The organism is Paenibacillus sacheonensis (genome assembly GCF_009909195.1).
In the GTDB taxonomy this organism is placed as follows: Bacteria; Bacillota; Bacilli; order Paenibacillales; family Paenibacillaceae; genus Paenibacillus_Z; species Paenibacillus_Z sacheonensis.
Genome location: NZ_JAAAMU010000006.1, coordinates 285,724 through 298,972, shown reverse-complemented (window position 1 = coordinate 298,972; position 13,249 = coordinate 285,724). Strand labels below are relative to the sequence as shown.

Annotated in this window: 13 protein-coding genes; 11 read left to right on the top strand and 2 right to left on the bottom strand. The window is 58.2% G+C overall.

Annotated elements, in window-relative coordinates; genetic code table 11:
• Positions 1–29: 29 nt before the first annotated feature.
• The 6 genes from GT003_RS14145 (at position 30) to nagA (ending at position 7,542) form a co-directional block, all read left to right on the top strand.
• The gene (locus GT003_RS14145) at positions 30–965 is read left to right on the top strand and encodes a carbohydrate ABC transporter permease (protein ID WP_204798894.1); all 936 of its coding nucleotides are present in this window, start codon (positions 30–32) and stop codon (positions 963–965) included.
• Positions 962–1,840, top strand: coding sequence for a carbohydrate ABC transporter permease (locus tag GT003_RS14140; protein ID WP_161698756.1), 879 nt, complete (start codon positions 962–964; stop codon positions 1,838–1,840). The genes GT003_RS14145 and GT003_RS14140 overlap by 4 nt, the downstream gene beginning before the upstream one ends.
• Positions 1,841–1,886: 46 nt before the next feature.
• Positions 1,887–2,813 (top strand): class II fructose-bisphosphate aldolase, encoded by a 927-nt coding sequence (locus GT003_RS14135; RefSeq protein WP_161698754.1) that lies wholly within the window; start codon positions 1,887–1,889, stop codon positions 2,811–2,813.
• A gap of 145 nt (positions 2,814–2,958) precedes the next feature.
• Positions 2,959–5,397: an alpha-mannosidase gene (locus tag GT003_RS14130; protein ID WP_161698752.1), complete on the top strand. Its 2,439-nt coding sequence runs from the start codon at positions 2,959–2,961 to the stop codon at positions 5,395–5,397.
• A 133-nt stretch (positions 5,398–5,530) separates the two neighbouring features.
• Positions 5,531–6,337 (top strand): DeoR/GlpR family DNA-binding transcription regulator, encoded by an 807-nt coding sequence (locus tag GT003_RS14125; RefSeq protein ID WP_161698750.1) that lies wholly within the window; start codon positions 5,531–5,533, stop codon positions 6,335–6,337.
• 26 nt (positions 6,338–6,363) lie between these two features.
• Positions 6,364–7,542: an N-acetylglucosamine-6-phosphate deacetylase gene (gene nagA, locus GT003_RS14120; RefSeq protein WP_161698748.1), complete on the top strand. Its 1,179-nt coding sequence runs from the start codon at positions 6,364–6,366 to the stop codon at positions 7,540–7,542.
• 110 nt (positions 7,543–7,652) lie between these two features.
• Here nagA and GT003_RS14115 read toward each other — a convergent pair whose 3' ends face one another.
• Both GT003_RS14115 and chrS read right to left on the bottom strand, forming a co-directional pair.
• Complete coding sequence (locus tag GT003_RS14115; RefSeq protein WP_161698746.1) at positions 7,653–8,201, bottom strand: chromate transporter; 549 nt, start codon at positions 8,199–8,201, stop codon at positions 7,653–7,655.
• A 328-nt stretch (positions 8,202–8,529) separates the two neighbouring features.
• A complete protein-coding gene (chrS, locus tag GT003_RS14110) occupies positions 8,530–9,018 on the bottom strand; it encodes a chromate efflux transcriptional regulator ChrS (RefSeq protein ID WP_161698744.1) in 489 nt (162 codons plus the stop codon).
• A gap of 197 nt (positions 9,019–9,215) precedes the next feature.
• Between chrS and GT003_RS14105 the strand changes: the two genes are divergently transcribed.
• The 5 genes from GT003_RS14105 to GT003_RS14085 all read left to right on the top strand — a co-directional run bounded on the left by GT003_RS14105 (position 9,216) and on the right by GT003_RS14085 (position 13,248).
• On the top strand, positions 9,216–9,728 hold the full coding sequence (locus GT003_RS14105; protein WP_161698742.1) for a GNAT family N-acetyltransferase: 513 nt from the start codon (positions 9,216–9,218) through the stop codon (positions 9,726–9,728).
• Positions 9,725–10,297, top strand: a complete 573-nt coding sequence (locus GT003_RS14100; protein ID WP_161698740.1) for a hypothetical protein — start codon at positions 9,725–9,727, stop codon at positions 10,295–10,297. The genes GT003_RS14105 and GT003_RS14100 overlap by 4 nt, the downstream gene beginning before the upstream one ends.
• A 16-nt stretch (positions 10,298–10,313) precedes the next feature.
• A complete protein-coding gene (locus GT003_RS14095; protein ID WP_161698738.1) occupies positions 10,314–10,850 on the top strand; it encodes a P-loop nucleotide/nucleoside kinase family protein in 537 nt (178 codons plus the stop codon).
• A gap of 461 nt (positions 10,851–11,311) precedes the next feature.
• Positions 11,312–12,412 (top strand): ABC transporter ATP-binding protein, encoded by a 1,101-nt coding sequence (locus GT003_RS14090; RefSeq protein WP_161698735.1) that lies wholly within the window; start codon positions 11,312–11,314, stop codon positions 12,410–12,412.
• On the top strand, positions 12,409–13,248 hold the full coding sequence (locus GT003_RS14085; protein WP_161698733.1) for an ABC transporter permease: 840 nt from the start codon (positions 12,409–12,411) through the stop codon (positions 13,246–13,248). Before GT003_RS14090 ends, GT003_RS14085 begins: the two co-directional genes overlap by 4 nt.
• Position 13,249: the final 1 nt, after the last annotated feature.

Below are 13,249 nucleotides of genomic sequence, written 5' to 3'. Positions count from 1 at the left end.
TGCCCGCCAAGACGGAAAGGGGAATGACCATGGCTTCAGCCGTCAAGAAGAGAAGAATGGGATTGCAGGAACGGAAGGAAGCCAGGCAGGGCTTTATATTCGTCTCGCCTTGGGTGATCGGCTTCCTGGTGTTTACCGCGGTTCCGCTGTTGTTCTCGCTCTATGCAAGCTTCACGAATTACGACATTACGTCCAGGCAGGACTGGATCGGCACGCGGAACTACACCAACATGTTCTTCCATGATCCGCTGTTCTGGAAGTCGCTTCACAATACCTTGTATTACGTCGTGTTCAGCGTGCCTCTTACGACGCTCGGTTCCCTGCTGCTGGCCGTCATGCTGAACCAGAAGATCCCCGGCATGAAGGTGTTCCGGACGGTCTTCTACCTGCCTTCGATTCTCTCGGGGGTCGCGCTGTATATCCTATGGCAGATGCTGCTGACGCCCGGAAGCGGGCTCATCAACGTCATGATCGGCTGGTTCGGCGTGGACGGTCCCGCCTGGCTCGTGGATCCCGTATGGACGAAGCCGGCGATTATTCTCATGAAGCTGTGGAGCGTCGGCGGGGGAATGCTGCTGTATCTGGCCAGTCTTCAGAATGTGCCGGAGCAGCTGTACGAGGCGTCGGAGATCGACGGAGCAGGCCCGATCAGGCGGTTCTGGCATATCACGGTTCCGATGATCACGCCCGTGCTCCTATTCGAATTGATTACGCATTTGATCGGCGGCTTCCAGATCTTCCAGGAAGGTTACGTGATGTCGAACGACATGAATGCGCCGGGTTCGCCCGTGAATTCGCTGCTGTTCTTCAATCTGCATATGTTCCTGAAAGCATTCAAGGTGTATGACATGGGCTATGCGATGGCGATGGCCTGGTTCCTGTTCGTCGTCGTCATCGTCTTGACGGTCGCGAACATGCTGCTCTCGAAATATTGGGTTCATTACGAAGGAGGCGACAACCGATGAGCACCAGAGCTGCCGCGAGCGACGGCCGGTATTTTCAAAGCCGCAAGACCAAGCAGCGGGTCGGCAAAACCATTCTGCTGCTCGTGCTGGTCGGCATCTCCTTACTCCTTCTGCTGCCTTTGTGGTGGATGATCGCGACGTCGCTGAAATCGCTGACCGAGATCATGACCTACCCGCCGACCTGGATTCCGAAGGCGATCCATTGGGAGAATTACGAGCTGGCCTGGAGCAAGGGCCACTTCACCCGCTATACGCTCAATACGCTGCTGCTGGCAGGGATCGGCGTCGTGTCGCATATCTTGGCCAACACGTTCATCGCGTACGGCTTCGCCAAAATCAAGTTTCCGGGCAGGAACTTCCTGTTCTCGCTCATGCTCGCCACGATGATGATTCCGAGCTTCGTGACGCTGATTCCGCAATACATCATGTTCTCCAAATTCCATTGGGTCGGCACCTATCTGCCGCTGACGGTTCCCGGATTCTTCGGGGCCGCCTATCAGATCTTCCTGATTCGCCAGTTCTTTATGTCGATACCGAACGAATTAATCGAAGCAGGCAAAATCGACGGAGCGAGCCACTATTACATTTGGTGGAAGATTATGATCCCGCTCGCCAAGCCTGCCGTCGTCGTCATTGCGATCATGACCTTCCAGGGCGCGTGGAACGATTTCCTCGGACCGCTCATTTACATTAACAAGGAATCGATGTTCAATTTGCAAATCGGCCTGCAGTCGTTCAAGGGACAGGAGACGACGCAGTGGCACTATCTGATGGCCGGCTCGCTGATGGCGATGCTGCCGGTCGTCGCGTTGTTTTTCTTTTTCCAACGGTATTTCATCGAAGGCATGAACATTTCGTCGGGTACGAAAGGATAACGCCCAAGCCGGGCTGACATACGAATCGCAGAGGGAGCTGGACAGGATGACTAGAGTGAAACCATCGAACGTCGTTGTGCTGAAGAAGGGAATGGAACAGGCGGAAAAGGGCGGTTACGCGCTGGGGTCGTTCTCGCCGCGCTATACGCCGATGATCGCGGCCGTTCTTCGGGCGGGCGAGCGAACGCAGTCTCCGCTGATCGTGCAGATCTCGAGCAAGGAGCTCGATCGCTACGGCATTACGCCCAAGGCGTTCGCGGACGAATTCTACGCGTGCATCGAATCGGAACGAATCACGGTGCCGGTCGTGCTTCATCTAGACCATACCAAGGACATGGCGGTCATCCGAGAGGCGATCGCCGCGGGCTTCACCTCCGTCATGATCGATGCCTCGGAGAAGCGGCTCGAAGACAACATCGCCGATTCCAAGGAAGCGGCCGACTACGCGCACCGGCACGGCGTGTCGGTCGAGGCGGAGCTCGGGATGATCGGAACGACGGATTTCGTCGAGACGGACAAGGACGAGGAACTGTTCACGGACCCGCAGGAAGCGCTGCGTTTCGTCGGCGAGACGGGCGTGGACGCGCTGGCCGTCTCTTGCGGCACCGCCCACGGCGTCTATATGGTGAAGCTGCCGAGCATCGACTACAAGCGGCTGCAGGCGATCCGCGCGCTGACGCCGGTGCATCTGGTGCTTCACGGCGGCTCGGGCGTGCCGGCGGAGATGATGAAGCAGGCCATCCTGCTTCCGGGAGGCGGCGTGAGCAAGGTGAATATCGCCACCGATCTGGAGCTGGCGTTCCTGGCCGCGCTCGGGCGGGAAGAGCGAATGACGAACGAGGCTTGCAAGCGCCTGTCGCCGGAGGATTTGGAGAAGGGGCGGGCGGCCGTCGAGGCGGTCGTGGCGGACAAAATGACGCAGTTCCTGGGCTGCGCGGGCAAAGCGGGCCAATTCGCATATTCGGCGGAGTAGATTCTCTTGCAGGTTTTGAGGCTTTGGCTTTATGACGAGTACGATCATCTACGATCATCCTGGAGCATGAACGCGATGAACCAGAACCATATGAATGTATCGAATGATTAATGATACCACGCACGAAACGGGGACCGGTTCGATTATGAAGAACGAAAACAAGAAGAAGCTGTACATGATCGGCAATGCCCATCTGGACCCGGTCTGGCTCTGGCCGTGGCAGGAGGGCTTTCAGGAGACGAAAGCGACGTTTCGCTCGGCGCTTGACCGGATGCAGGAATACGACGATTTCGTCTTCACCTCCAGCTCCGCGCAAAACTACGAGTGGGTGGAACAGAACGATCCCGCGATGTTCCGGGAGATCCAAGCGCGCGTCGCCGAAGGCAGGTGGGTGATCGTCGGCGGCTGGTGGATTCAGCCGGACTGCAACATCCCGAGCGGCGAATCGTTCGTCCGGCAGGGACTGTACGGCCAGCGGTATTTCAAGGAGAAGCTCGGCGTCACCGCCAAGGTCGGCTACAACGTGGACAGCTTCGGCCATTTCGGCATGATGCCGCAGATTCTGAAGAAGAGCGGCATGGATTATTACGTGATGATGCGGCCCATGCCGAACGAGAAGGGGCTTCCGGGCCGGCTGTTCAAGTGGGAATCGGACGACGGCTCCCACGTGCTGGCCTTCCGCATCCTGTTCGAATACTGCTCCTGGGGCAAAGACCTGGAGAACCATATTCGTCGCTGCGAGACGGAGCTGCGGGCGCCGTTCGACCAGCTGATGTGCTTCTACGGCGTGGGCAACCACGGAGGCGGTCCGACGCGGGAGAACATCGACAGCATCAAGCGGCTTCAACGGGAGCAGGACGAGGTCGAGCTGGCCTTCAGCTCGCCGAACGAATTTTTCGCGGACATGGAGAACCGGCAGCTGCCGTTCCCCGTCGTCCATGACGATCTGCAGCATCACGCCAGCGGCTGTTACGCGGCGCATTCGGGCGTGAAGCAGTGGAACCGGAGAGCGGAGAATCTGATGGCGGCGGCGGAGAAGCTGTCCTCGATCGCCTCGTGGACGACCGGCCAGCCGTACCCGAAGGATTTTGACCGCGCGTGGAAGAATATCCTGTTCAATCAGTTCCACGATATTCTGGCGGGCACGAGCATCGAGACGGCGTATGACGATGCGCGCAACGAATATGGCGAAGCGCTCGCCATCGCTTCCCGCGGATTGAACCATGCCGTCCAATCCTTGTCGTGGAAGATTCATATCGAGGAAGAGGAAAACATGAAGCCGATCGTGGTGTTCAATCCCCATGCCTGGAAGAGCCGCGTGAACGTTGAAGTCGAGGTCGGCGGCTTCAAGGACGAGCACGTGCTCGTGGACGAAGCGGGACGTCCCGTCGCTTTCCAGCGGGTTCAGCCGATCGCGACCTGCAATGGGCGTTATCGGCTCAGCTTCATCGCACAGCTGCCGTCCTTGGGCTACCGCGTATACAAATTCACGACAAATCCGTCGTTGCCCAAGGCTGCGGCTTCGCCGATCGTAGCGAACGACCATGCGATGGAGAACAACCGTTTCCGGATCGAATTCGACCCGTCCACCGGTTATATCGCCTCGCTTCGCGATAAGCTTCATGACGTCGAAGTCTTCCGGGACCTCGCGGCCAAGCCGGTCGTCATCGAGGACAAGACGGATACGTGGAGCCATAACGTGTTCCATTTCAACAACGTCGCCGGCACATTCGCCGCGAGCCGGGTACAGCTCGTCGAGCATGGTCCCGTCAAATCGGTGATTCGCGTCACGAGCGAATACGGCCGGTCTTCGCTCGTGCAGGATTTCACGATGTATGCCGAGCTGGACCACATCGACGTAAAGGCGACCATCGACTGGCGCGAGCAATTTAAGATGCTCAAGCTCGTCTTCCCGATCAATCTGATCTTTACCCGCCAGACCTACGAGCAGCCGTACGGCTTCATCGAACGGGCGCATAACGGCGAGGAAGAACCCGGCCAATCGTGGATCGACTATTCGGGCATCACGAGAGAGACGGGCAAGGTTTACGGCGTCAGCTTGATGAACGATTCCAAATACAGCTACAGCATCCATGGCAAGGAGATGGCGATCACGCTGCTTCGCAGTCCCATCTATGCGCATCATGATCCGCTCGTCCCTTCGGATACGGGACATTATTCGTATATCGACCAGGGCATTCAGACGGTGAATTACGCGATCCTGCCGCATGAAGGGACCTGGGAAACGGCCGGAACCGTCAAGCGGGCCGCGGAGCTGAACCAGCGTCCGATAACCGTGATCGAAACGTACCATAAAGGCGAGCTGCCGCAAATGGATTCGTATCTGTCGGTCGACGCCGATAACGTGCTGGTCAGCGTCGTGAAGAAGGCCGAAGATAGCGACGATCTCGTCATCCGCGCCTACGAAACGGCGAAGACGAGTACCAGGGCCGTCATTAAGCTCCCGAAATGGAACCGGACGATCGAGGCGGATTTCGGTCCGTGCGAAATCAAAACCTTCCGCATTCCAAAGGATGCAAGCCTGCCGATCGCGGAGACGAATCTGATCGAATGGGAGCTCTAGAAGGCTCCCGCCGCCTTCGAACGATAATAGGAAGCGCGCCTGGGATCAGGTATAATGGGGGTAATTACCGGCCGGAACCGGTGCGGATTCGCGCCGGCTCCGGCTTGCGACCGATTCGCTAGGAGGAGTTAGCATGATCGTCATTGAGCGGCGTCATCGGATTAAAGAGAGGCTCTTGAAGGAAAGAAGCGTGAAGGTGGCCGATCTGGTCCGTGAGTTCAACGTATCCGAAGAAACGGTCCGGCGGGATTTGAACCAGTTGGAGAAGGAAGGGCTGATCGTCAAGAACTACGGGGGCGCCGTGCTTGCCGACGATCTGCAGATCGCCTTCAACCAAATCCCGCCGGTCGAGCAGCGGAAATTCGAGCTGTTCGAGGAGAAGGACGCCATCGGCGCGGCAGCCGCGTCGCTCGTCCGGGACGGGCAGATCGTCATCCTGGATTCAGGCTCGACGGCCTGGTGCGTCGCCCGTTATTTGAAGGCGCTGAATGAATTGACGGTTGTAACCAATGGCGTCAATATCGCCGAAGAATGCGCGAGCGCGGAAGGCACGAATATCTTCCTGCTCGGCGGGAAGCTGATCAAGAAATCGATGAGCATCGTCGGCCCTCAGGCGGAAGCGGAGATGCGAAAGTATAATGCGGATTACGTCTTTCTCGGGACCTCCGGCATCTCGCTCAAGAAAGGCTTTACCAGCTCCGACCCGTACGAGGCCGAGATCAAGCGGGCGATGATCGAATCCGCCCAGCAGGTGGTCGTCGTTGCCGATCACAGCAAGTTCAGCCGTCAAGCCCTGCTCTCGTTCAGCGGCTTCGACAACGTGGATATGCTCATTACCAGCGACCTGGTAGAACCGGCCCTGCTGCAGGAGATCGAAGCCCAAGGCGTGAAGGTGATCGCCGTTCCCGTGGGCAGGACAGAGGCACAGGGAACTGAATAAAGCAGGCGGATAGGAGGGACGCAATTATGCCGGTATGCATCATCCGAAACGTACGATTGTTGGACAAGTCCGAATCCGGGACGGTAACGGGCGATGTCGCAATCCGGGATGGCGTCATCGCGGAGGTTCTTCGGGGCGGAGCGGCGCTTATTAGGAACGAAGCGGCGGATACGGAGATCGACGGGGGAGGCGGACTGCTCATTCCCGGCATGATCGACGTCCATATTCACGGCGCCGACGGCTTCGATATGATGGACGGTACGGCCCGCAGCCTGGAGGCCGTCTCCGCCGCATGCGCCCGAACGGGCTGCACGTCGTTCCTGGCGACCTCCGTCTCCTCGTCGGCGGAGGACCTGTTCGGCATGCTGGACAGCGTCGCCCGTTTCATCGGGAATGAAGCCGGAGCTCGCGTGGCCGGCGTGCATATCGAGGGACCGTACCTCAATACGAAGCGCAAAGGCATGCAGAACGAACGGTACCTGCGCCATCCGGACCTGGATGAGATGAAGGCGATTCTGGCACGCGCAGGGTCTTTGATCCGGATGGTGACCTTGGCGCCGGAGCTCCCCGGCGGCTTGGAAATGGTCGCCTACCTGAAGGAGCGAGGCATCGTGGTCTCCGTGGCGCATTCCGATGCGACCTACGAGGAAGCCAAGCAAGCCTTTCGCAGCGGCGCCAGCCATGTGACCCATTGCTTCAACGGCATGCGTCCGATCCATCACCGCGACCCGGGGGTTGTCGTCGCCGCCTTCGAAGAGCCCGGGGTGAGCGTGCAGGCCATCGTCGACGACGTTCATCTGCATCCCGCCATCGTGCGGTTGCTCTATCGCGAGAAGGGAGCCGATCGCATGGTTCTCATTACGGACGCGCTCCAAGCGATGGGGATGGGGGATGGCAGCTATCTCTTCGGCGGTCACCGGGTGACGGTAACGGACGGCGTCGCCACGCTTGCGGACGGCACGCTCGCTTCCAGCACGATCACGATGAACGCGGCGTTGGCGAAAGCCGTGCAGGCCGGAATTCCGCTTCGGGATGCCGTCCGGATGGCGACGGAGACGCCGGCGGCCGTGCTCGGCCTGACCCGCAAAGGCCGCCTGGCGCCGGGCATGGATGCGGATCTCGTGCTGTTGGACGAACGATTCGAAGTGCAATGGACCATGGTGGACGGCGCTGTCGTGTACCGCCGGGCGGAATCGTCGCGTTAACGGAGCGGCCATCGGGTCCCGACACGAATAGAAGGCTGTCGTCATAGCGAGCGACGTTGTCGATACAACGGACGCGACCATGTGCGACAGCCTTTTTATGTTGCACGCGATTATCGCCGCAGGAACAGCGCCCCGATGACCAGCGATCCGATGATGCCGTACACCGCATTCAGGTTCAAATAGTTCACCAGAATAAAATACCCGGCAGCTAACAGGAACGGTATGAACGAAATGACGCCCGGCGTCGTCTTCATGGCGTATTTGGCAAAATCATACGCCAGCATCGCCATCATGACGAAGATCACGGGCTGGATGCCGCGAATCATGCCCTTGATATAAGGGTTGTTTTGCAGCTTGGACATGACCCCGACGAGCACGATCATGAGCAGCGCCGTCGGCAGAACGACGGCGGCCAGCGCGACGATCGCGCCGGGCCAGCCGGCGATCTTGAAGCCGATGTAAGCCGCGAGCTTCGTGGCGATCGGCCCCGGCAGCGAGTTGCCGAACGCCAGCGCATGACCGAAATCCTCCGTCGTCATCCACGACATCCGGCTTACGACCTCATTCTCATAAAGCGGAATAATCGAAGGCCCTCCCCCGTATCCCAGCATCGTCGCGCGTCCGAACGAAAGAAACAGCTTCCATAAATCGGTCCACATCGGCCTCTCCATCCTCTCGGTTTGTTTCTCTATTTTTGTTTTGGGTGAATCCTTGATCCCGAACGGATGCAGCAGCACGCATTGAAGCGTATAGAAAGGTATTGAAATGAAACCGAGCCGACATAAAATAGGCGAGGCTCGAATCTGTCCACTTCCAGTAAAAACTTGCGCAAAAGTGTGACCGAAGGTCAGGATGGAGTCGGAACAGTGTAACGGTCGCCTTTGTAGCTGGATTTCAACAATTGAAAAGTGAATTCATAGAAATCCGGCAACAACAGCGAGTGGAGACCCATCCTGCCCGCAGGTCGCATGCTTCAGAGCAAGACGTTTACAATTTCATGCCCATCCGGCTCTTATACCGCTTCAACAACAACTGGCTGTCGACGCTGACGATGCCCGGCATGGCGTAAACCTTCTCGACGAGGAAACGCTCCATGGCGAGGATCGTTTCGAAAATGCCGTGCATATGCAGCTTGCTGGGGCCGCTCATGTGATACAGGCTCGTGACTTCCGGCTCGTCCGCGAGCTTGGCGGATACTTCCTCCAGGAACTGCGGTTCCACCTCGACATTGAAGAACGCGGATATTTCAAGGCCGATCCGGGCGGGATTGATGACCGCCGTAAAACGCTCGATGACCCCTTCGTCCATCAATGCCGCGATTCGCGTCTGCACCGCGACGCGCGAGAGGCCGACCAATTTGCCGAGCTCCGTGTAGGAAACGCGCGCGTTCTCGTGCAGCGAAGTCAGGATTTTGCGGTCCGTCTCGTCCAACGCAACGACGGGCAGCGTGAATGGCTGCGGCGGTTTGGCAGTCATGTCTTCACTCCTAGCTCTCATTTTGAAATGATAGTAGCACAATATGTTTCGTTACGAAAGACTTATGTCAGTATTGATTTCGGATTGCAGGCGAAAGAATTCAATCATTTTCAAAAAGAAGGGGGGTTGGTATAATATTTTGAGTGTGGATTCATTTTTATAGGCAAGTCATTCCCATCTAAAGGAGCTGCGCTAAATTGTTAAAAGCGGCTGTAATCCGGCAAGCGACGCCGGGTGATTGGATGGAACTCGGCTCGCTGCAGGCGAGAAGCTATCATGATGCCTATCGCGGGCTGCTGCCGAATGCGTTTCTGAACCGCGTGACCGCGGAGAGTCGGCAATCCGGCTGCCGCGAACGGCTGCGGGACGAGATGAACTATATCGCCATACTGCTGGTCGACAAGCGGCCTGTAGGATACATGAGTCTTCGGTTTCCATCTGACGGACAGGCGGAAGCCGGGGAGATTACCGCCCTGTATTTGCTGCGGGAGTACTGGGGACATGGGCTCGGAACCCGGTTGATCGCTTGGGGGCTGGAGCGGCTCCGCGATTACGGCTGCACGACGGCCGGCTTGTGGGTACTGGAGAAGAATGCGGGAGCAAGGCGCTTCTACGAGCGCCAGGGCTTTAGGCCTGACGGGCAGCAGCGCGTGATTTTACGGGGAGACGAATTCGTCCAGCTCCGATACGAGAAGGAGATTCGGCTATGACAAGAAGAAATACGATACTGGCGATCGTGCTGCTGTTCGTCGCGATCGTGTATTTCGTATACTATCAGTCGGGGTATTCGCTTAGCGAGGAACGGGCGCTTCAACGCTCGGATTATGGCGGCATGACGCAGTCCCACAAGCAATCCTACGGCGAGGATGAAGTCGTGATTCTCTCGAATGGCAGCCGAAGCAAGGTCCAAGTCGTGCACCGTAAGTGGGGATTCCTGTATAAACCCGGCACGTCCGTAGAAATGGCGCCGATCGAGGGACATCCAAGCGTGCGGTATGCCTGGTTCTCCATGGATAGCGCAAGTCCGAACGGCAAGCGCCTGCTCGTGTTCGCGGCGGAATCGTTCGAGCCGTCCGTCAAAAAGGTCATCATCAGCAACGACACGCTCAGCCGGCCGGCGAACGCGAAGGACGTGAACGGGAATGCTTCCGTGTACGTGGAGCTGAATGTCGCGCAGCAGTACGGCATCATGCGGCAAACGGTGGATGTCGAAGAGATCGGCAGCTTCGTCGTGCGTGCGGCAGATGCGGACGGGCGAATCGAAGCGGGAACGCGATGACGGGAGGAAGAACGAGATGGAAGGCAGCAAACCGATGATTTATTTGGTGTCCGGTCCGCCGGGAGCGGGCAAATCGACGACGTCGCGGGCAATTGCCGATCGGCTAAGCCGCAGCGCGATGATCGACGGAGACGACGTGTACCATATGGTTATCGGGGGAATCGCCAATCCGTGGGAAAGCCCGTTCCATAACCGGCTGATGTGGCAAAATATCGCGGCGCTCGCCGGCCGGTTCGTCGAGACCGGCCATGACGTCGTCGTCAATTACGTGGTATTCCGCGAAGATATCCGATTGTTCAAGGAAGCGCTAGGCGCGATGGCGGACGAGATCAAGGTCAAGTTCGTCCTGTTGACCGCGGCCGAGGCCGAGCTTCGCCGGCGCGATGCGGAACGGCCTCCGGAACTTCGCATGGGCGAACGCTGCGGCATCGTGCTGCGCGAGCTGTTGGCGGACGGCCCGCCCGAGGGCGGCGTGCTGGATACGACCGCGCTAAGTTTGGAGCAAGCGGTGGATGAGATTATGGGGAACGACCGGTTTTATCTGGCTTGGTGATGATCGTCACCAAGCTTTTGTTTGCGAAGCGAGGGTTGGATGAGAGGTGCACGATAGCGGGCAAATCAAACATCGGCTGACTTCTAACGGTTGCCAGCATCGCTAATCCTCGAAGAATACGGCTAAATAAACGCTAACGGGTATGACAGACGTTATTTGGCGTCTAGGGGCTGATTTGCATGGGGAAATCTCGCAATAAGCTTCCTGGCACCCGTTAGCATTCGAAAAGGGCCGGTTTGAGCCGAATAGCCCTTCGTACAACCGTTAGACGCAGGGTGTTTAAGCGTGGCGATAATAGGCGAATGCTGCATTCCCGTCCAATCGAGGAAGCAGGCGAATGCTGCATTCCCGTCTCACGACGGGAACGCAAACCAATCGCCTTCAATGGGCATGCTATCCAAGTAACCATTTTCCAATTAGCCATCATTCTGACTCGATCTTAATCAAGGAGGTGTAAGGTCATGAACGAACCAGCGAGCCCGGGATCCATTATTTCCTTCCGGGGCGTCACGAAGCAATACGAGGGCGACGAAGCCGTCCTGAAGAATGTCAGCTTCGAGATCGAGCGGGGGAAGTTTTATACGCTGCTCGGCCCGTCCGGCTGCGGCAAGACGACGATTCTGCGTCTGATCGCCGGCTTCATGGAGCCGACGAAGGGCGAGATTTATTTTAACGGCCAGCTGATCAACCACGTGCCGGCCAACAAGCGCCAGGTGAATACGGTGTTTCAGGATTACGCGCTGTTCCCGCATCTGAACGTCTTCGAGAACATCGCCTTCGGCCTGCGCATCAAGAAGTTCAAGTCCGCGGACATCAAGGAGAAGGTGCTTGAAGCCTTGCGCTTCGTCAACCTGGCCGGCTACGAGAACCGGGAAATCACCGAAATGTCCGGCGGTCAGCGCCAGCGCGTCGCGATCGCCCGGGCCATCGTCAACCGTCCGGAGATCATCCTGCTGGACGAACCGTTGTCGGCGCTCGATCTGAAGCTCCGCACCGAGATGCAGGTGGAACTGCGCGAGCTGCAGCGTCGCCTCGGCATCACGTTTATCTTCGTCACGCACGACCAGGAGGAAGCGCTCGCGATGTCGGACGAGATCTTCGTCCTGAACGAGGGCAAGATCCAACAGAGCGGCACGCCGACCGACATCTACGACGAGCCGATCAACCGGTTCGTGGCCGATTTCATCGGCGAGTCCAATATCGTGGCCGGCCGCATGGCGGCGGATTTCCTGGTGGAATTCGCGGGCCGGACGTTCACGTGCGTCGATCAAGGGCTGCAGCCGAACGAACCCGTCGATATCGTCATCCGTCCGGAGGACCTCGAGATTACGCGCGCCGGCGAAGCCAAGCTGCAGGTACGCGTCGAGGCGCAGCTGTTCCGCGGCGTGCATTACGAGATTCAGTGCGCCGACGAAGCCGGCAACCGCTGGCTCGTGCATTCCACGCGCAAAGCCGAGGTCGGCGAAGCGATCGGCCTCACGTTCGACCCCGAAGCGATTCACGTCATGCGCTTCAACGAGACGGAAGAGGAGTTCGACAAGCGGCTGGAGGCGTACGCATGAGGCCGGCGGCGGAAGCGCAGGCGCAGGGCCGAACGCTGCCCCGCTCGCGCAATATCTACCTGGTCCCTTATCTGCTGTGGATGGTGCTGTTCGTCTTCGCGCCGATTCTCTTGATCGTCTACGATTCGCTGTTCGACGTGGAGGGCGCCTTCACGTTCGCGAACTACGCGCATTTCTTCACGCCCGTTTATATGAAAATGACGTTCAGCTCGTTCTGGTATGCCTTCCTCATTACGGCGTTCTCGCTGCTGGTCGGCTATCCGGCGGCATACCTATTGACGAAAACGAAGCATAAGCAGCTGTGGCTGCTGCTCCTTATTTTGCCGAGCTGGATCAATTTGCTGCTGAAGACGTACGCGTTCATCGGCTTGTTCGGCACCTACGGCGCGGCCAATGCCATCCTGGAGACCATCGGCATCGGGCGCCGGCAAATCCTGTTCACGGATTTCAGCTTCGTTTTCGTATCGGTCTATATTTTCATCCCGTTCATGATCCTGCCGGTCTTCAATGCGCTGGAGGAATTGAACCCGTCGCTCATCGATGCTTCGCGCGATCTCGGCGCATCGCCGTGGACGACGTTCCGGCGCGTCATCTTCCCGCTGACGCTGAACGGCGTGAAGTCCGGCTGCCAGGCCGTGTTCATCCCGGCGCTGTCGCTCTTCATGATTACGCGGCTCATCGCGGGCAGCCGCATCATTACGCTCGGTACGGCGATCGAGCAGCATTTTCTCGTGACGCAGGACTGGGGCATGGGGGCGACGATCGCGGTGTTCCTCATCATCGCCATGGCCATCATCATGGTGCTGACCGGCACGCGCAGCAGGTTAAGGAGGTAAG